Annotated in this window: 19 protein-coding genes and 2 pseudogenes; 8 read left to right on the forward strand and 13 right to left on the reverse strand. The window is 47.0% G+C overall.

Features of this window, described 5'->3' with window-relative positions; genetic code table 11:
* Nucleotides 1-43: 43 nt before the first annotated feature.
* Entirely contained in the window at nt 44-637 is a 594-nt protein-coding gene (locus AB3G37_RS07110) for a TetR/AcrR family transcriptional regulator (RefSeq protein WP_369790143.1), read from the reverse strand.
* Nucleotides 638-775: 138 nt separating this feature from the next.
* Here AB3G37_RS07110 and AB3G37_RS07115 point away from each other — a divergent pair, with 138 nt between their 5' ends.
* A complete protein-coding gene (locus tag AB3G37_RS07115; RefSeq protein WP_369790144.1) occupies nt 776-1,261 on the forward strand; it encodes a DUF1348 family protein in 486 nt (161 codons plus the stop codon).
* On the opposite strand, the gene AB3G37_RS07120 is transcribed toward AB3G37_RS07115, so the two are convergent.
* The 4 genes from AB3G37_RS07120 to AB3G37_RS07135 form a co-directional block, all read right to left on the reverse strand.
* The gene (locus tag AB3G37_RS07120) at nt 1,262-1,648 is read right to left on the reverse strand and encodes a helix-turn-helix domain-containing protein (protein WP_009636486.1); all 387 of its coding nucleotides are present in this window, start codon (nt 1,646-1,648) and stop codon (nt 1,262-1,264) included.
* A gap of 480 nt (nt 1,649-2,128) precedes the next feature.
* Nucleotides 2,129-3,892 carry a penicillin-binding transpeptidase domain-containing protein gene (locus AB3G37_RS07125; RefSeq protein WP_050956152.1) on the reverse strand — a complete coding sequence of 588 codons (1,764 nt, stop codon included), beginning with the start codon at nt 3,890-3,892 and terminating at the stop codon, nt 2,129-2,131.
* A gap of 111 nt (nt 3,893-4,003) precedes the next feature.
* Nucleotides 4,004-4,246 carry a DinI family protein gene (locus AB3G37_RS07130; RefSeq protein WP_369790145.1) on the reverse strand — a complete coding sequence of 81 codons (243 nt, stop codon included), beginning with the start codon at nt 4,244-4,246 and terminating at the stop codon, nt 4,004-4,006.
* 146 nt (nt 4,247-4,392) lie between these two features.
* Entirely contained in the window at nt 4,393-4,731 is a 339-nt protein-coding gene (locus AB3G37_RS07135; RefSeq protein ID WP_009636489.1) for a hypothetical protein, read from the reverse strand.
* Nucleotides 4,732-4,892: 161 nt separating this feature from the next.
* Between AB3G37_RS07135 and AB3G37_RS07140 the strand changes: the two genes are divergently transcribed.
* Nucleotides 4,893-5,051, forward strand: a complete 159-nt coding sequence (locus AB3G37_RS07140; RefSeq protein ID WP_009636490.1) for a YqaE/Pmp3 family membrane protein — start codon at nt 4,893-4,895, stop codon at nt 5,049-5,051.
* Between the two features lie 79 nt (nt 5,052-5,130).
* Here the strand turns inward: AB3G37_RS07140 and AB3G37_RS07145 are convergent, their stop codons facing one another.
* Nucleotides 5,131-5,955 carry an alpha/beta fold hydrolase gene (locus tag AB3G37_RS07145; protein ID WP_369790146.1) on the reverse strand — a complete coding sequence of 275 codons (825 nt, stop codon included), beginning with the start codon at nt 5,953-5,955 and terminating at the stop codon, nt 5,131-5,133.
* A 312-nt stretch (nt 5,956-6,267) separates the two neighbouring features.
* Here AB3G37_RS07145 and AB3G37_RS07150 point away from each other — a divergent pair, with 312 nt between their 5' ends.
* From AB3G37_RS07150 to amyA, 6 genes and pseudogenes are all read left to right on the forward strand, one after another.
* Nucleotides 6,268-6,471, forward strand: coding sequence for an RHS repeat-associated core domain-containing protein (locus AB3G37_RS07150; protein ID WP_369790147.1), 204 nt, complete (start codon nt 6,268-6,270; stop codon nt 6,469-6,471).
* A gap of 37 nt (nt 6,472-6,508) precedes the next feature.
* A protein-coding gene (locus tag AB3G37_RS07155) for an IS3 family transposase (RefSeq protein WP_369789465.1) occupies nt 6,509-7,644 on the forward strand; the annotation gives its coding sequence in 2 pieces (ribosomal slippage) (nt 6,509-6,755 and nt 6,755-7,644; 1,137 coding nt in all).
* Between the two features lie 36 nt (nt 7,645-7,680).
* Nucleotides 7,681-7,872, forward strand: a pseudogene (locus AB3G37_RS07160) (helix-turn-helix domain-containing protein); the annotation flags it as partial.
* A 746-nt stretch (nt 7,873-8,618) separates the two neighbouring features.
* Nucleotides 8,619-9,338: pseudogene (locus AB3G37_RS07165) on the forward strand (IS3 family transposase); the annotation flags it as partial.
* Between the two features lie 540 nt (nt 9,339-9,878).
* On the forward strand, nt 9,879-11,150 hold the full coding sequence (locus AB3G37_RS07170) for a phosphatase PAP2 family protein (protein WP_369790148.1): 1,272 nt from the start codon (nt 9,879-9,881) through the stop codon (nt 11,148-11,150).
* Between the two features lie 491 nt (nt 11,151-11,641).
* Nucleotides 11,642-13,120: an alpha-amylase gene (gene amyA / locus AB3G37_RS07175; protein WP_009636494.1), complete on the forward strand. Its 1,479-nt coding sequence runs from the start codon at nt 11,642-11,644 to the stop codon at nt 13,118-13,120.
* A gap of 50 nt (nt 13,121-13,170) precedes the next feature.
* Here amyA and AB3G37_RS07180 read toward each other — a convergent pair whose 3' ends face one another.
* The 7 genes from AB3G37_RS07180 to hmpA form a co-directional block, all read right to left on the reverse strand.
* On the reverse strand, nt 13,171-13,878 hold the full coding sequence (locus AB3G37_RS07180) for a phage antirepressor KilAC domain-containing protein (RefSeq protein ID WP_369790149.1): 708 nt from the start codon (nt 13,876-13,878) through the stop codon (nt 13,171-13,173).
* A gap of 703 nt (nt 13,879-14,581) precedes the next feature.
* Nucleotides 14,582-14,836 (reverse strand): biofilm development regulator YmgB/AriR family protein, encoded by a 255-nt coding sequence (locus AB3G37_RS07185; RefSeq protein ID WP_369790150.1) that lies wholly within the window; start codon nt 14,834-14,836, stop codon nt 14,582-14,584.
* A gap of 60 nt (nt 14,837-14,896) precedes the next feature.
* Entirely contained in the window at nt 14,897-15,190 is a 294-nt protein-coding gene (locus tag AB3G37_RS07190; protein WP_009636497.1) for a hypothetical protein, read from the reverse strand.
* Between the two features lie 205 nt (nt 15,191-15,395).
* Nucleotides 15,396-15,638 (reverse strand): regulatory protein YcgZ, encoded by a 243-nt coding sequence (gene ycgZ, locus AB3G37_RS07195; protein WP_369790151.1) that lies wholly within the window; start codon nt 15,636-15,638, stop codon nt 15,396-15,398.
* 277 nt (nt 15,639-15,915) lie between these two features.
* Complete coding sequence (locus tag AB3G37_RS07200; RefSeq protein ID WP_369790152.1) at nt 15,916-16,224, reverse strand: hypothetical protein; 309 nt, start codon at nt 16,222-16,224, stop codon at nt 15,916-15,918.
* Between the two features lie 197 nt (nt 16,225-16,421).
* Nucleotides 16,422-16,889: an Rrf2 family transcriptional regulator gene (locus tag AB3G37_RS07205; protein WP_369790153.1), complete on the reverse strand. Its 468-nt coding sequence runs from the start codon at nt 16,887-16,889 to the stop codon at nt 16,422-16,424.
* A 45-nt stretch (nt 16,890-16,934) separates the two neighbouring features.
* A complete protein-coding gene (hmpA, locus tag AB3G37_RS07210; RefSeq protein WP_369790154.1) occupies nt 16,935-18,203 on the reverse strand; it encodes an NO-inducible flavohemoprotein in 1,269 nt (422 codons plus the stop codon).
* Nucleotides 18,204-18,316: the final 113 nt, after the last annotated feature.

Genomic DNA, 18,316 nt, shown 5'->3' on the forward strand with positions numbered 1-18,316 from the left:
GCAGCCCTGGGGTTGCGTTTTTTTTTGCCTTTGGGGCGCTTCGTCAGGCTGTTGCAGACCACTGCTCGAGCAGCAAACATAGCATTTGCTGTAAAAGTTGCGTCGCCTTAACAGCGTCGTTCTCCATTTGTGCCTTCACGATTGCTCCATCAATCAATAGCGCAACACTCTCGGCTATCTGATTTTTATCTGAGGACTCCTTAAAATATCCGGCTATCACGTCGGCCATGTCTTTTTTATGCGCTACTGAAATCTTCAATACTTCAGGAAGGGCATCGCCATATTCCAGACTGCTATTGATAAAGGCACAGCCGCGATAGTCCCCACGCGTGAACCACTCCAGCAAAGTTGCCGCTAATGCAGCAGGGAAAGGGAGTGCTGTCGATGTCTTCTCAAGCAATGTTTCACTAAACCAGCATATCCAGCGCTGGTGGCGATAGTCTAGAAAGGCCAGAACCAGGGCTGATTTACTCGGATAGTGCCGGTAAAACGTGACCTTGGTGACACCCGCCTGTTTGATAATTAAATCAATACCGGTAGCGCGAATACCGTCGCGATAAAACAGGTCATGGGCAGTGTGCAGGATCCGCTCGCGCGCGGCGACTGTGGTGGTTGCAGGAGAGGGCCGCATTTCCATAAAGCATCCTGTTGGCAAGTCGATTGGTTAATATTTAATACATGTAGACAGTTTTGTCTACATCGGCTAGTGTGACAGAAGTAGACAGAGTTGTCTACGTGAGGTGCAGAAGCATTATCTATTAAAAGTGAGGAAATAATGACCGATAACAACAGTTCAAAGGTGAAAAAACCACTACCGCCCTTTACGCGAGAAAGCGCCGCCGAAAAAGTTCGCCTTGCCGAGGATGCCTGGAATAGCCGTGACCCACAGCGTGTCAGTCAGGTTTACTCTGTTGATACCCGTTGGCGCAACCGCAGTGAGTTTGTCAGCGGTCAATCAGATGTAGTGGAGTTCTTGCAGCGAAAATGGGCGAAAGAGCTGGATTATCGACTGATTAAAGAGCTTTGGGCTTTTGATGGCGAGCGTATTGCTGTGCGCTTTGCTTACGAATGGCACGACGACTCGGGTAATTGGTTTCGCAGCTTTGGTAACGAAAACTGGGCATTCAATGACCAGGGATTAATGTACGAGCGCCACGCCTGTATTAACGATTTACCGATTAAAGAATCAGATCGTAAATTTAACTGGCCGCTGGGGCGTAGACCCGACGATCATCCGGGTCTTGGTGAGTTAGGTTTTTAATCAGGCAGATTTTTGCTGGATCATGTGCAGCGGTGGTGCGACATCGAGTTTTATCTCGGGATTTTGGCGAAACTCGTGAGGCGTGATGTTAAAACGCTTGCGGAACATATAGGTAAAGTGCGACTGCGAGCCAAAGCCAAAATCCATGGCGATATCAAAAATAGATGAATCGCTGCTGCTCAATTGATAGACCGCGCTAGCTAGGCGACGTTCGCGAATGTACTTGCCGAGGGAAATGCCTGTCGACTCTTTAAAGAGTTTTTGCATATGCCAAAGTGAGTAGCCAGAATATTCTGCCAGCTCCTCAAGATGGATCACTCTGCCCAAATGGCCTTCAATCCATTTGCTGAGTGCGTTAACGACAGAGAGGTGAATATCTTGTGCCATAGCCTGTCAGTGATTAGTTTCGATAAGATGATTATACACAAATTCGCGGCCTAAGCGGCCACGACGAATCCGCAATCCAGAGCAGCAAGTTTAAATCATCTTCGATTATGGCTTAAAATCCAGCACTGGTGCTTAACGTAGCAGTATCCAGTGAATAATGCGGGCAATAACATCGTCCAGAACCACAATGCCAACAAGGATTGCGATCACCATTAAAATAAAACGTTTACCGGTGGGCAAAATAACCTCTCAAGAACCTTGTAGCCTAGTGTCGTTAACCCCAGGGGTTAGTGCCACGCATGTTCAGGGCGATGACTAAAAGACAGACTGTCAGGAAAACCAGGATAACAATAAAGAGTCTTTTCATATTGGAAGACCGCGTCTATGAAGGAAAATTAACACAGAAAGGTACAAAATTCATTTGGCCAAATCTAGTCTTGCCGCATGAAATTGTTAACTTTTGATATGTTATTAACGCCTCTATTGAGCACCTTTTTCTTTCAACTTAACAGCTTTACTGGAAGACACGACCGTCGTTGGCGGTGTTTCAGGTACCAAAGCATCGGGCGCAATGTTCATATGATTCAGCACTTGCCCCATAATGTCGCCAAAAATCGGGCCAGCTACGGAACCACCGAAGTGTCGGCCTGCCTGAGGATTGTTGACCATTACCACCAAAGCGACGCGAGGATTACTCGCCGGAGCCACGCCCGCCGTGTAGTTAATATAACCGCCGTCGTATTTTCCGCTCGGCCCCATCTTCTCTGCCGTACCCGTTTTAATCGCCAGTCGATAGCCTGGCACAGCGGCGCTCAAACCCGATCCGCCCGGCAAGGCATCGCTTTCCATCATGTGTACCACAGTTTCAACCACACTTTTGTCCATGACTCGCGTTCCGAGTACCGGTGGTGTCACTTTAGTGATAGAAAGCGGGCGATAAATACCAAAAGAGCCGATGGTGGCGTACTCGCGGGCAATTTGCAGCGGCGTGACGCGCAGGCCGTAGCCAAACGCAAAAGTTGCACGTTCTATATCGGCCCAGCGCTCACGGTGCAGCGGGAAATAACCGCCGCTTTCGCCGCCAATGCCTAGATCGGTCGGTTTACCCAATCCAAATGAACGATATTGATCGACCAGTACTTGTGCAGGCATCGCCAGCGCAATATGTGATACGCCGATGTCACTGGATTTTTGCAGCACCCCTGTAATGGTGAGTGCGGACTCGTGTCCAACGTCGCGGATGAGGTGTCCGTTAACGGTATAGGGGCGAGTATCCAGAACGGTATCGGGCCTAATAATCTTATGAGCCAGACCTGCCATGACCACCAGTGGTTTTACAGTGGAGCCGGGTTCAAAGCTGTCGCTAATCGCCACGTTACGCATGTCTTTAACGTCTGTGCCAGCGTAATTATTTGGATTGAAAGAGGGGTAGGAGGCCATTCCTAAAATTTCACCGGTATTGACGTCAACCATGACAGCAGCGCCGGAGTCTGCCTGGTTCAACATTACGCCTTTGCGCAGCGCGGCATAAACGGTGTATTGGATATAGCTGTCAATGCTCAGGTTAACCGTCGGCGGCTGCTGCGGCGGCACGTCCTTCAAAATACCAATGATATTGCCCTGACCATCCTGGCGATACTCGCGCATGCCAGGTTTACCTTCCAACAGAGAGTTGAAACCTTTCTCAATGCCAGTCAGCCCTTCATTATCAGTACCGACTACGCCAACAAGGTTAGAGGATGCTTCACTCATCGGATAATAACGGCTGTCATCATGCTGGAGGATAACGCCGCCAAGATGCAGTTCACCGATATCTTTGGCGATACCCTGTTCGATTTTTCTGCCCAGGAACACAAAACGACGTTTAGGATCGCTGGTAATCGTCTGCTGCAGCTGTGAAAGCGGCATGTCGAGAGCCGAAGCAAGATACTGCCATTTAGGGCTGTTTAAATCACTGTGCAGTTGTTCGATACGGAAAGGGTCGGCGATAACGTCTTTTGAAGCCACGCTTAATGCTAATGGATGACCATTACGGTCGGCAATGGTGCCGCGATCGGCAGGAATGATTTGGGTGCGCAGCGATCGTTGATCGGCCTGACGCTCGAGCATTGGCCGGTTGAGGAGCTGCAGATAGCCAACTCGTCCGAGCAGTAATAGCATACATACGACTATCCCCAAGCAAATCAACGCGAAACGTTTGGAATAAAAATGAGGTTGGGCGCTGTTTTTCTTGGGATTTGGCATCGATTACTTCGCAAAGTCGTTAAAATATTTTATCTTCTTTGGCTATCTTATAATAAGCCATCGCAGTGACATGTTTATTTTAGTTGCGCTTTGTAAGTAAATGAGTACGGATTACTCGTGGGAGAGCCATTCGTCAGCTTCATCAAACATCTCTTCAAGCATTTGATTCAGCTGTGACTTTTCCTGCTTACTTGCGCCATGAGTGCTGAGACCGTTGGCCTGCATGGGTTTTACCTTTATTTCAGCATCCGGGAACATTCTGTGTACCCGTTTGGTTAACTCAACAGTAATCTTTTCACCGGCATCAGGGATTGCCGCCACATTTCTTTTGTCGTAACTCAGTTCAACCCGCATAGCCTGCTCTCTATCTTTCTTGGTCGTTTTAAGACGTCATCGGTAATCATGACATATCAATAGAATTAAAAATGTCGCCCATGAAGTTTTGGCTGGATAAATATACAGTTAAACGGAGGAGGGGCCAAGCGATTATTTCGATAAAATCAGGAGTCGTGACGTTTGTTGAAAAGCTCGATCAGCCGCCACAGACCCATGACCATGAAGCCCAGCACAGTTCCATAGACTCCTAATTGAGTGATTGTTCCGGCAAGGCCCAGCTGCGGTGGCATCTCGCCCGAGAGGCTTCCGTCAGGAAGTTTATGCTGCACCGGAAAGGCCAGAAAATAGATAAAGGAAAGACTGCCCATGCCCAGCAAAAAGCTGCAAAGCAACCAGTAGACTTTCTTCATCCCGTTCGCGCGCACGGCGATGCTGGCCGCTGTTCCAAACAGGATGACGATAAAAATAATCACCAGGATAAGCATCACGACATCTTGTTTCATGAACTCTGTTTCCTCTTGAGCCAATCACTACCAGCATCATTGCCTAATCGAATACTAATCTCCTGACCCATGAGAGGCAATCGTTAAACAAGAGAACTCTTATTGTTACATCAACTTAATAGGAATAAGGTTAGAGCTACAATGAAGAAAAGGAGAGCACCATGGGATTTTGGAGAATTCTGTTTACCATTCTTATTCCACCGCTGGGTGTGTTAATTGGCAAAGGATTTGGATGGGCATTTATCATTAATATCATTCTGACTATCTGCGGCTATTTCCCAGGCCTGATACACGGTTTCTGGGTTCAAACCAAGAAATAATAAAATAAGCCCTTGTACCATCACGGTACAGGGGCTTTTTATTGTTATTTACTTCAATTACAATCAATTAGCTGCTTAATCAGTAAACAGTTTTAATGAATGCCAGTAGATCGCTGTTCAACTGATCCTGATGGGTTGCGGCAAAACCGTGTGGCCCATTCTCATAGGTTTTGAGCTGTGAATGAGTAATTATTTTGGCCGACAGAGCGCCGGTGGCTTCAAAAGGAACAACCTGGTCTGCCGTGCCGTGAATAATCAGAGTCGGGACATCAACTTTGGCTAAATCGCCGCGGAAATCCGAGGTCTGAAAAGCCGTTACACAATCGATAGTGCTTTTTAACGATGCCAGCAGCGCGATATTTAATGTCTGTGTGAGCACACCCTCTGAAACCGTCTGTCCTTTATTTAGCCCATAGAAAGGTGTCGCAAAATCACTGATAAACTGCGCCCGATCTTTACGTAATCCATCCCTGATGCCATCAAATACAGATTCATCGACACCTTCAGGATGATCCGCCGTTTTGCCAAAGATTGGCGTCACCGCCCCCAGCAGCACCAGAGCACTGACGCGGTCGGTGCCGTAATTGCCGATATAGCGTGCGACGTCACCGCCACCCATCGAAAAACCCACCAAGGTGATATCGTGCAGGTCAAGATGCTCAATCAAACCATTGATATCTGAAGCGAAAGTATCATAGTCATTGCCAGTCCAGGGTTGTTCTGAACGCCCAAAACCTCGGCGGTCAAAAGCAATCACGCGGTAGCCGCGCTCAGCCAGGAAATTCAGCTGGCTGTCCCACATATCTGCATCAAGCGGCCAGCCATGGCTGAAAAGGATCGGCTTACCCGTGCCCCAATCTTTGTAATAAATGCTGGTACCATCTTGTGTTTTAAATGTGCTCATGAGGTTCCCTTATTTATCAATTAGTGAATTCAACAATGTTTTTGACGTCTGGCAATAACATTAACTCGCGGGATTTAATAAAGATAAGGCAAGATTTTGGACAACTTGTTGAACAAATTTATCAATGACCGCTGCAGGTTCAAGGCATCACAAAACCCAGAGCTAAAATTATAGACAGGCAAATCGAGATTGAAGAGAATCTTGTCGCCCATGTTTATTAATGTGATTAAAGTGACTGTTTTTTAATGGTTTTTAGAAACACGCTGTGTAATTAGTAACGCTTTGTCAATCAACGAGTTTGATGGGAGGCGTATGACTTATTCAGCTTTAGGATTTAATGGGGAACGGCATGATCCACTCGGCCGTGGCACGCATTTGGGTAACGGATATCGGACCTTCAATTCCACATTGATGCGATTTAATACTCCAGATAGCTGGAGTCCTTTTGCCAATGGTGGAATCAATGCTTACGCCTACTGTCTTGGCGATCCGATTGGAATGCCCCCGCGCCCATAGACAAATCTGGCCTATATTTTGAGCATAGGAGGAGTTTATGGGCACACCACGATTTACCCCGGAATTTAAGGAAGAAGCTGTTCGTCAGGTCACCGAGCGCGGCTATTCTGTTACCGACGTTTCAGAACGCCTCGGCGTCTCGGCGCACAGCCTTTATAAATGGGTTCGGGCGATAAAACCTGACAAGAGCGAGCACCAGACGCAGGATTTACTGGATGCCAGAACGGAAATTCTCAAACTTAAAGCTCAGCTGAAACGCACTGAGGAAGAGCGAGATATCTTGAAAAAGGCAGCGCGGTACTTTGCAAGGGAGCCCGACTGAAGTACCGCTTTATCAACGATCACCGTGAAATCTGGTCGATCGTAGTTATGTGTCGGGTTCTGAAGGTTGCCCGAGCCGGATTTTACGTCTGGCTTCATTGTCCTGTGTCTGCAGGACAAAAAGACAACCAGAGGTTGCTGAGCTTAATCCGTGATTCCTATGCACTGAGTGGCGGCGTGTACGGCTATCGCAGGGTTCATGGCGATCTGCGTGAAATCGGTGAAGTATGCAGTAGAAACCGCGTTGCCAAAATTATGAAGCAAAACAAGATCCAAGCGATACACGGTTATAAAATCCCTCGAGGAGCCCGAGGACGACCGTCACTGATAGCGCCCAACCGCGTGCAGCGGGAGTTTACGGTTATGAAGCCCAATCAGGTCTGGGTAACAGACATCACCTATATCCGCACCTGGCAGGGCTGGCTCTATCTGGCTGTAGTCATTGACCTCTTTGCCCGTAACGTAGTGGGTTGGTCAATGAAGTCGACTCTATCGCGTGAACTCGCGCTGGACGCGCTACTGATGGCAGTCTGGCGGCGTAAACCGATGGCAAGCGTGATCGTGCATAGCGATCAAGGTAGTCAATATGGCAGCAATGACTGGCAGCGGTTCTGCCGCGCCAACAATCTGTCGCCAAGCATGAGTCGCCGTGGTAACTGCTGGGATAATGCGGTGGCCGAATCGTTCTTTGGTTCATTGAAAAAAGAACGTATCAGGAAGCGGATATATAAAACCCGTGATCTGGCCCGGGCTGATATCTTCGATTACATTGAAGTGTTCTACAACCGTAGTCGCCGTCATAGTCACCTCGGCGGCATCAGTCCTGAGGCCTTCGAAAAGGCATCGTCGTGAGGACAGAAACTGTCTAAGGGATCGTGGGCACTCCACCTGGAGCGCACGAATGAGGGCAGACAGGAAGCAAAGCTGAAAGGAATAAAATTTGGCAGGAGGCGTACCGTGGACAGAAACGTCGTGCTGATGCTTCATCAGAAAGGCACCGGTGCAACGGAAATTGCCCGTCAGCTCATTATTGCCCGCTCTACTGTTTATAAAATTTTGAAGGATGAAAATTTCTTATAATTTATCATTCTCCTGATTGAATGATAATTAATCCTGTTTAAGGATAGTAAATGTGGCACGAGGTCCCAAAAGGGCTACAGTAATAATAATGGAGGATAGCAGATTGGTAAATAACACGTTGAAACCAGCGATAATTTGGGGGGTTGTCAGTTTTTTATTACTTTATAGAACATTCCCGTCCGATGTTACTTTATGGTGGAATGTTTTAACTCAATGGAATGTTCCTGTCTGGCAACTAATGGTAACGTGGGCGGCAAGTATACTACCAGCCCTGATACCACTGATTTGTTTCATGTTATTGAATAACAAGCAGCAATGTAGCAGAAAATATATTATATTGATGCCTTTTATTGCATGGCTGATTGGTCGATTTATACTTGTAGTAATAATATGGATGATTACGTTTAAAATAAGCAATGAACCTCCCTATTCTGGAGGCTTTCAAAATACTATTGTTCATCAGATAGGAATTATGTACTGGAACTCACAAACTTTGGTTTCTGCATTAATTATTATAACCTGTAGTTATGCTTTCTGGCGTGAGCGCAAATTAAGAAATGTCTAATCACATTCTATTAAATGATCCCCGACGTTGTCGGAGAATTGGTGCACAATCTTGGGGAAACATGTTTTAGACGGCATTTCAGCATTTTGGAGTATTTTACTCTACATCTACCAGCCCATGCAGAGGATGTTTACTACTTCCTTAACGTGAGTTTTCGTTCCACTGAGCGTCAGACCCCTATTATTACCGGCGCATGCCTGAAAAGCCTGCCCGAGCAGAGCAAAGAGAGCGCCTGTGCGAGCTACACCACGAAAGCCGCGGTTCAGCTGGGTCTCGCTCCCTGTCGACCGCCTTAAAAACGGAAGGTCATGAGGTAGGCAGAGATTAAGCCCGCCGCATGATGAAAGAGGCTGAGCTTGAAAGCACTCAACGGCGCAAGCATCGTTATCGCACAGCAAAACACGAAGCGAAATATGCTCCCAATCATCTGGAGCGAGCCTTTAGCGTTAAACGTCCAAATAGGGTCTGGTGCGGTGATGTGACGTACATCTGGGCGGGAAAACGCTGGATTTATCTGGCGGTGGTATTGGACCTGTATGCGCGAAGGGTCGTTGGCTGGTCTTTGTCGTCATCCCCTGACAGTGCGCTCACGGGAGACGCACTGCGGATAGCTTATGAATCAAGAGGATGCCCTAAAGGTGTGATGTTCCACTCAGATCAGGGTAGCCATTACAGCAGCCGGTCCTATCGGCAAAAGCTGTGTCAGTACAGGATCAAACGGAGCATGAGCCGTCGCGGAAACTGCTGGGACAATGCGCCAATGGAACGGTTCTTCAGGAGCCTGAAATCAGAATGGATACCGGATTATGGCTATGAAAATACAGATGATGCGAAGAGAGATATCCTGAGTTACATAACGCATTACTACAATTATCGCAGGCCACATAGCTTCAATTATGGCCAGACGCTGTATGCCAAAGAAAAACATGCAGCGTAAAAAACCTTAACGCGTGTCCAATATTGCTAGACCACTTCACCTCAAGAGATGCACCGTGCACATCTTTACAGAGTTTACAGAGACTTAAGACTTTCTCCCGGACAACGAACATTTCGTTCGGTACCGTCTTCTAATGCGCAGGCCGCCGGTAGGAATACTTCTCGGTTACCGACATATGGTGAGGCTGTTAACTCGAATCGTCCACCAGCCTATTCTGAACACGATCCTTTGCAAAGTAATCTACCTGCTTACACAGAAGATCATAACGAACATGAATGGTTAGAATCTACCACTCATTTGTAATGCTAAACTCTTAATGTATTGAAAGAGTTATAAAATAAATATTCATCCTGGATGCTTAGTTTAGGTAAAAATCGAAAATAGTTCGATCAAACTCCTGTCGCAGCCAACCAGGGATAATAATTATTTCTGCAATAAAACTGTCATCCCGCAGTGCTAGCGTTAAGCGCAAATAGACTAATCTTCTGATTATAAGGGAAAGTTATGAAAATTCGCTTAACGCTGATTGCTGCTGCGCTCATGCTTGCACAGCAGGCTCAGGCCGTTTCTTTACCGCAGGCCGCGGCGGTTGCCAACAGTACCTCTTTCGCCTCTACCAGCCAGCCTTATGATGCACTTCAGGCTCAGGAGTTGCAGGCTGAAATCACCAGTCTGAAAGGTAGTGAGAGTGTCTTGAAGAGGGAGCAACTGGAGAAGGCCAAGCAAGGCGCTGCTCTGGCGGACCGCGCCTGGTTGAAGGCCAGCGGATATGATTTTCAAACCAAAACTAATCAAAAAGCGGGGATTGAGCTGCTTGCCAGCTTTAGTACTTTGCCTGCTTCAATATTGCAGGCCAGCCTGCAAAGCGTGACTGATATTAACCGCGATGCCGTGCAAGGCACCCGTCAAAAAGCCTTGGCTGATGCCGAGGGGCAAAACTACCTTTATTTCCTTGCCGACGCCCTCGGACCCCGTTTAGGTAAAGCTTTCCTGACAGCTTATGACAAGGGGGAAATCAGCAAGGCTGCGGCGTTAATTAAAGCCAGCGAAGTCAGCACCAGCGCTGCCAAAAAACACTTTAACTATTCTCGTCCGTTCCTCGTCAAAGGCAATACCATTCACTTGGTGCCAGATGACACCGTCGTTAAAGATAATCAACCTTACTCCGCAGACGGTGGCTCGTTCCCGAGCGGCCATACCAATACTGGCTTTACCGATTCGGTGCTGCTGGCGCAAATGCTGCCGGAGCGCTATGACTCTTTGGTCGAGCGGGGTGCGCGTTACGGTTATTCACGTATTGTTCTGGGGGTGCATTATCCCCTGGATATCATCGGCTCAAGAATGGTCGCTCAGCGAAACGTAGCCAATTATCTCAACGATCCTCGTTATCAGGCGCTGTTCAAAGAGGCCAGCGAACAACTGCGTGCAGCGCTGGAAAAAGAGTGCGGAACTTCACTTGCAGAGTGTGCGAAAACGGCTGGCAAAGACGACCCATATCGTTCAGCCGATATGAAACAGTTCTATCAATTCACCATGACTTACAACCTGCCAAAACTGTCTGCAAAAAATGCGCCGCTGGTAGTGCCACCGGGAGCCGAAGTGCTGCTGCAAAGCGCATTGCCAAATCTTTCGGCCGCACAGCGCCGCCAGTTGATGATCAAGACTGCACTTCCTGCCGGTTATGCGCTGTCTGGCACAACGCCGGACCAGGCATTTTGGCAGCGGCTTAATCTTCCGGCGGCCTATGCTTTAGCCAAAACGGGTAAAGCTCATTAAGCCAAATCGGCAGCGCATCTCATCCGACCAGTAAATTATTTTCACTGCAAAGTTGTACAAAACTCATTTTGTTGTATAACTTTGAAGTGTGGCGATGAGCTACACGTAACGAAAGGTGCTTTGCGCCGCCTCTGAAAGTGTTACGGAATTTCACTTTCAGAGGGTTTTTTTACCCGCCAACAAGTAAGGTCAACGCGTCTTTAAACAGTTCGCTTTGACTCAATACGAATATTTTTTGAATAGCAGTACTGCTGTTTGATCTTCAATACTGGATGCTCGTCTCTGTTCCAACATGGAAGTTTCCTGTCTCTGTAAAGCCAAGTTTGCCCCTGCTATCGCCAGGGGCTTTTTTAGATCGCACGGTCGATAAATTGGCAATTTTGTGCACTTGGTCTGAAACTGATATGAGACAGCGAAATTACTCTACGATCATTTTTATCATCTGCAAAATCGGCCCTGACTCATTGCCCTCCACCCAAGGAATAGTAAAAATGGAAAACCCGACCTTGTTGCAGTTTTTTCACTGGTATTACCCTGATGGCGGCAAACTCTGGCCTGAAGTTGCTGAAAAAGCACAGTGGCTGGCCTCGATTGGTATCACGATGGTTTGGCTGCCTCCGGCTAACAAAGGGGAGTCGGGCGGATATTCAGTGGGTTACGACACTTACGATCTTTTCGATCTCGGCGAATTCGATCAAAAAGGCAGCATTGCTACCAAGTATGGCGATAAGGCTCAGTTGATCACCGCTGTTGAAGCACTGCGATCGCACAACGTTGGCGTACTGCTTGACGTAGTCCTAAACCACAAAATGGGTGCCGATGAGAAGGAACGTGTCAAAGTAAATCGAGTGTCTGAAGATAACCGTGAAGAGATAGAAGAACAGGTCATTGAAGCCGACGCGTGGACTCGATTTACTTTTGGCGCTCGGCAGGGGCAATATTCCGAATTTGTCTGGGATTATCATTGTTTTAGTGGTGTTGATCATATCGAGGATCCTGACGAACAGGGCGTATTCAAGATAGTGAACGACTATACCGCCGAGGGCTGGAATACCGAGGTCGATGATGAATTTGGCAATTTTGACTATCTGATGGGCGCCAATATCGACTTTCGCAACAACGCCGTCAGGGAAGAGCTGAAATATTGGGCCAGATGGGTGATGGAGCAGGTGCCTTGCACCGGTTTTCGCCTTGACGCCGTCAAGCATATTCCTGCCTGGTTTTATAAAGAGTGGATCGACAGCATTCAGGAAGCGGCAGAACAACCGATGTACATTGTGGCGGAATATTGGTCGTTTGAGACGGAAAAGCTACAGCAGTATATCCATCAGGTTGAAGGCAAAACGATGCTGTTTGATGCGCCTTTGCTGTTAAATTTTCATCACGCATCGCTGAACGGTAAAGATTTTGATTTGCGCACTTTGTTTGATGGTTCGCTGGTTCAGGCAGACCCGTGGCATGCGGTGACGATTGTCGCCAACCACGATACGCAGCCGTTGCAGTCGCTGGAGATACCGGTTGAACCATGGTTCAAACCTTTGGCTTATGCTTTGATACTGTTGCGTGAACAGGGCGTGCCTGCGGTATTTTATCCAGACCTGTTTGGTGCCCAATACGAAGACAGCGGTGACGATGGCAATACTCATCAGATTGAGCTGGGCAAAGTGAATGAGTTGGAGAGCCTGATTTCCGCGCGCCAGAATTTTGCCTGGGGCATACAGACAGATTACTTCGACGATCCAAACTGTATCGCCTTTGTCCGCAGCGGCACCGCAGAGAAGCCCGGTTGTGTGGTAGTGATGTCAAACCACGAGCAGGGAGCAAAACACATCATTCTTGGCGAACCCTTTGCTCACAGCCATTGGAAGGATATTACGGGCAATCAGGACGCAACGGTGGAATGTAATGACGAAGGAGCAGGAGACTTTACCTGCAACGGCGGCAGCGTCAGCGTTTGGGTCAAGCAATAAAACAGCCATTAAGACACTAGCTCCACCAGGAGGAGCTAGTTGTTTCAGTTTTACGCGGCTGCGCCTTTTGCTTCAGACACCAGTTGCCTGGCCCACACGCTGGCTATCCATTCAACACCTTTGGCTGTGAAGCGAGCCTGTGTGAAGGCATGCTGATTCTCGCCCACGCCAGACCGCACGGTAAAGTATCCTGCATGCTTATAGTGCTGATGCGGGGTCAGCACACCGTTGGCACGGTACATTATGTTTCGCTCAATCAAGAACTGGCGGAAATCTTGCTCTTTAACTTTGAGCATTTTGCAGAGCTGCCGAAAACCCTGAGAGCCTTGCACCTGTACATATCGGTCAAAAAACTTGGCCTTAGGCTCGGTAAGCGCGAGCTGTTGTTCAGCGGCCTGTCTTTGTTCAAATTGCTCTGCCCACGCACGCGCCGCTGCTGCCGGATTGGTAAAGTCTGGCAAGTGAGCGCGTTTCTCCCGCTCTTGCCAGCGATCTAGAGCTTCTGCGGTGAAGCCGGGGGAAAGACGCGCAACGGCGAGTAGAGAATCTCGTTTATTCAGACAATATTCCTGACGCATTTCGCCTTCTCGTTCATACAGGCCCTCAGCAAGAGGCTGTGAAAGTCGCTGTGACGTCTCCAGGTTTTTAATGAAACGCTTCACTTCACCGTGAGTGACGCCCGTCATTTGAGCGATTTCACGGCTGCTCATCGTCACTGGCTGGTTGAATGAATGCAGATTATTTGTCGAAATCATCATAGGTTTCACCCCGTATTTGTGGTCACTGATTGCCTTGACTCACAGCATCAGAACCTGCTCTATCAATCACTCAGGCAATTAACATTAACGGCCTGCAGCGAGTTTGAATCAACACCTTCCTGCTGTGGAAATATTATACAAACAACTGGGTTAATATCCAGTACTTTTTTTGAGCGTTGCTTTTATGTTTTCAGGTATAAGGATTGAAATAACTCTAAATCAGGGCAGTACAGGACTTGAGTAGAAGAGGAATAATGAGGAAGTTGTTATCTATCACCCGAAATAAAGTCCTTCTTTTAGCAATAATCGCTAACTTTGCAGAGCCATAAACTTGTTCATTCTTGGAGCGAAATGGTAAACTGTATAGGTATCCAGTTTATGAAAATGGAGGATGGCTTTTGTGTGAAGATAAAGCTGCAAACTCGGATGAAATTCACGCGGTTATAGGATCTGTCGTATCGTTGCTACTTGAAGCAGGAAGGCCGGTACATATGCATGAAATTGCAGCTCAGTTAAAGAAGCAGGCCGAGAGGGCCACTGATAAAACGCTGAGGAAAAACTGTTTGCGTGCCGTGCGTCTCATCGCAGATAAAATGAATTAATCCCCGCTAAAACCCAATTCGTATTAATAAAATCCCAAATAAAAAGACCGCCTTGCGGGCGGCCTTTAAAACTCGTTTGCTGAAAGTAAGCTATTAAAATGCTAGAGATCAGGATCATCAGGAGTCAGACTCACGACCAGTTCAAGAGTTTTACGTAAAACGTCTCGCTGGACCGCAGCAGTGGTGTGTTCCATCAAAGCAATCAGTCGCAATATAATTGCCTTTTTGGTGATGGAGCCCTGTTCTGCAGTAATATTTCGGATCACCGCGCCCAGTAATTCGGTTTCGCTTGCATACAAATCGCCTGCGCTTGCGAAGTATTCGAAAATTTCAGTTTCATCTGAAAGCTGCTGCATATGCTGCGTCCTCTCCAGGCAAAATTGCCCGTTAAAAGTTAGGGATTTGACTTAAAAATCTCAATGTTTCTTCTTGTTGTCGGACGGCCCTTCAGAAGAAAAAATATGACCAACGTTGTCACTGCCCCGTACTTTGAAAGTTGTATGTTGACGGGTTGCAGTCGCGCTGTTGCGCACTTCGACAATTGCGAGTTCACAAGCGCGCTTTCTAGATTCGTTTTTTTCGTCGGTCGCGATAGCTTGTAGCTGAGTAATCAGCTCGCTAGTAGATACGGGGCCGCCGCCATGCAGCATCGCAAGGACAGCTTTACCCATCATGATATCGATTAATTTTTCGTCGTCGTTTCTGTTCATATCAGCTTCTCGGAATTCAGTTGCCTGTCCGGCGCGTACCGGAAAAGGCGGATATCAGGCCCTATAATTAATCAGCGGGGGCCGCACCCGGCAGAGATGATACTCCTTTGGGCAAAGTCTGTCCGTTTTGGCTTAATACGTCAGGGTATAAAACGTGTACGGTTTGCGAGGATGCATGTTTAAAATTTAGAAAAATCAACATTGCTCAAGCATCACGTTCAAGCACCAAACGAATAAGCTCCTGATAATGCTTTTCTTCCTCTGCACTGCCAGCAACTTCAATGCGGCGCAGCAGTTTGGAACACAATGCTTTACGATTGAGATTTTTACCGGCTCGCAATAACTCGACAACGATTTGACCCATGGTCTCGTCCTGCGTGAAAACAGGCACGTTATTAAAATACTGTGCATCGCTTGTCTGTGAGTTACCGTATTCATCCTGACGCATAAGTGATCCTTAGGCTAGGCCTGATTAAAAAATGATCGGCTATAATGCTAAAAGTTATACAGCTTAATCATTCTTGTACAGTTATTTTAGTTTCGAAAAACTTTATTTTTGTGCAAAAAGTGCTAAAAATGCACATTTAGTCTTTATGGAAACTTATTGCTGCGGCAAGGAGAAGCTTAGAGGGATTAATGGCGAACGCAGGACGTTATATTAATTGGCAAATTGAAACTGACCGCTGCAGCGGCCAGTGTTGGCTAAGGTCCAGAATCGATGCTGGTTATTCCTTAATTGCACGTAATGACTCAAATCGAATGGCGTTCTCGGGGAAATTAGCGGCATCCCCCATTAAAGCGGATTCCAGCCAGCCAGCTCTTTCGGGTGAAAGGCTTCCAAGGCTTAAGAATCCTCGAAGCCAGCGGCAAACTTCATGCATTAGCAGTAGTCTTCCCTCATCGAGTTCATGCTCGGCCATCGTTTTCAACTTTTTTAGCAATGTACTGACTGTCACTTCTTCCCTGTTGAAGATAAGGTTCATTGCCGCCTCGCCGATTAGAGCATTGCCCTTTGCTTCATCAGTAATAACCACTTGTACCTCCCCAGCTAAATTTTCATTCAAAATAATGCATCTTAATCACATTAAAAACCTGTGACACACAGTTATATCTTAGTACGCCTTGAGCAAAACGCGTACTTTAAAAGAAAAGACTTGAAAAAACTTTGCATCGATAATGCGCAACATTGAGTTGTTAAAGCGGTACCAAATGCGTTTCTCGTTAAATCTTGTTAAAGTGAGCGCCCTGGAAAATCCAAAGAATCAATGCGCCAAAGTGCGCTCAGTGACTGTGGATTATTTACCGCGTCAGCAAGTGTATATTGATTCAGATACTCAAAAAAGTTGAGCATCGCGCTATGTAACAGCGATTTCAACTGACAATGTCTAATCAGTACACATTCCGGGCTGTGACAATTAACCAGTTCATTCGAGTTATCTGCCCGCTCCTCTAGAATTCTTATAACGGTACCTAACTGATATTCAAGCATGTCTTTGGCTAATATGATCCCGCCATTTCGTCCGCGAGTCGTGTTTACCCAACCTTGCCTTGCCAAAAAATGCACCACTTTTACCAGGTGATTGGCAGAGACATTCAACTCGCTCGCCATTTCTCCAATGGTAAACGGCGTCTCTCGATTTGGTTGGGTCAGATAGATAAGTGTTCTTAAGCCAAGATCGGTAAATTGATTAAGTTTCATAAAGACCTTATGCGTGCTCCCTATCTGGAGCACGCTGAAGATGATTTATAGCGAAACCCCGCCTGTGCCAAAGGCCTCGCTATGGATCCTCTCTTGAGGAATACCTAATTCTAACAATGAATTATTTTGCTGTCTCATAAAGGGCAGAGGGCCACAAAGGTAATAGTCGGCATCCTTTGGCAGATAGCTCTCAGGAACCTGTTTTAGATTCAACCTGCCTTCAAGATGATAATCCTTGCCTAAAACATCATTCTGCTCAATATTTTCGAAAGCAATAAATGTTTTTAAGTTTTTGTTTTTGTTGGCAAGAAAAGATATTTCATCGCGTAGCGCCTGCGCTTTTGAACTGCGTGCCGCATGAAGAAAGTAGATCGACTTATTACCTTCATCAATATCAGAAATATGTGCAATTTCTTGCTTATCTTCGCAACTCGAATTTTCTGCAGTTAGCTGCTTTAGCATTGCTAACATCGGGGTTAAGCCAATACCTGCGCTAATCAGCACGTTATTGCACTGAGGATTAAGCAGATAGAAGTTGCCCGTTGGGGCACTGGCTTCAATAACATCCCCCGGCTTTATCCATGTATGCAGCGTTGAAGAGACATATCCCGCATCTTGTCCCGCAATCCGCGCCTGCTCGTGCTTGACAGAGATACGCAGATATTTACCTCCCGGAGCATCAGACAAACTGTACTGTCGCGGCTGTTTTATCCCCAGTTCAGGTACGGTGACCCGCACTGTGATGTATTGCCCTGCTTCATAGGTTGGCAGTGACTGATTATCCTTGGGAATCAGGTAAAAAGAGGTGATTTCATCATTCTCTTTCACTTTTTTATCGACCACAAACTGACGCCAGCCGAGCCAGCTGCCGCGAGTTTTTTGATGTTGATCGTAGAGGTTCTTTTCAGTCGCAATAAACAGGTCTGCAAGCTGTTGATAAGCCGCCGACCAGGCAGAAATCAGCTCATCTTCCATAGAAATATTGAGGACTTCACTGATCGAATGCAGCAGATTTTCACCAACAATCGCGTAGTCAGGAGCCTGAATATTCAAGCTCACATGTTTATTGCATACCAATTCTATTACTGGTGCCAACACTGACGGATCATCAATGTTCTCGGCGTAGGCTAAAACTGCCCCTGCGAGCGCTTTTGCCTGCGCTCCAGAGCGCTGGTTTCCCATATTGAAAGTTTCTTTTAGCTCGGGATTGTTGTTGAGCATACGGTGGTAAAAGTAGTCGGTAAGAGCCACGCCGTTTTGACGCAATACAGGAACTGTCGCTTTAACCAATTCTTTTTGTTGATTATTTAACACGGTCACACTCCATATATCGATAAGATGCATTTAAAATACATCTTATTAGCGTGATCGACAACCAATATATGGACATAAACCGTGTGGGTATTGCGAGGCGCCTCGCAAGCATT

Origin of the sequence: Rouxiella sp. WC2420, assembly GCF_041200025.1 — a bacterium.
Taxonomy (GTDB): domain Bacteria; phylum Pseudomonadota; class Gammaproteobacteria; order Enterobacterales; family Enterobacteriaceae; genus Rouxiella.

Coding starts and splice junctions, on each gene's coding strand:
- AB3G37_RS07150 (WP_369790147.1), top strand. CDS start 6,268: ATGACTTATTCAGCTTTAGGATTTAATGGGGAACGGCATGATCCACTC.
- AB3G37_RS07185 (WP_369790150.1), bottom strand. CDS start 14,836: ATGCAGCAGCTTTCAGATGAAACTGAAATTTTCGAATACTTCGCAAGC.
- AB3G37_RS07110 (WP_369790143.1), bottom strand. CDS start 637: ATGGAAATGCGGCCCTCTCCTGCAACCACCACAGTCGCCGCGCGCGAG.
- AB3G37_RS07115 (WP_369790144.1), top strand. CDS start 776: ATGACCGATAACAACAGTTCAAAGGTGAAAAAACCACTACCGCCCTTT.
- AB3G37_RS07135 (WP_009636489.1), bottom strand. CDS start 4,731: ATGAAACAAGATGTCGTGATGCTTATCCTGGTGATTATTTTTATCGTC.
- AB3G37_RS07125 (WP_050956152.1), bottom strand. CDS start 3,892: ATGCCAAATCCCAAGAAAAACAGCGCCCAACCTCATTTTTATTCCAAA.
- AB3G37_RS07140 (WP_009636490.1), top strand. CDS start 4,893: ATGGGATTTTGGAGAATTCTGTTTACCATTCTTATTCCACCGCTGGGT.
- AB3G37_RS07180 (WP_369790149.1), bottom strand. CDS start 13,878: ATGATGATTTCGACAAATAATCTGCATTCATTCAACCAGCCAGTGACG.
- AB3G37_RS07205 (WP_369790153.1), bottom strand. CDS start 16,889: ATGAAACTTAATCAATTTACCGATCTTGGCTTAAGAACACTTATCTAT.
- AB3G37_RS07145 (WP_369790146.1), bottom strand. CDS start 5,955: ATGAGCACATTTAAAACACAAGATGGTACCAGCATTTATTACAAAGAT.
- amyA (WP_009636494.1), top strand. CDS start 11,642: ATGGAAAACCCGACCTTGTTGCAGTTTTTTCACTGGTATTACCCTGAT.
- AB3G37_RS07190 (WP_009636497.1), bottom strand. CDS start 15,190: ATGAACAGAAACGACGACGAAAAATTAATCGATATCATGATGGGTAAA.
- AB3G37_RS07120 (WP_009636486.1), bottom strand. CDS start 1,648: ATGGCACAAGATATTCACCTCTCTGTCGTTAACGCACTCAGCAAATGG.
- ycgZ (WP_369790151.1), bottom strand. CDS start 15,638: ATGCGTCAGGATGAATACGGTAACTCACAGACAAGCGATGCACAGTAT.
- AB3G37_RS07170 (WP_369790148.1), top strand. CDS start 9,879: ATGAAAATTCGCTTAACGCTGATTGCTGCTGCGCTCATGCTTGCACAG.
- AB3G37_RS07130 (WP_369790145.1), bottom strand. CDS start 4,246: ATGCGGGTTGAACTGAGTTACGACAAAAGAAATGTGGCGGCAATCCCT.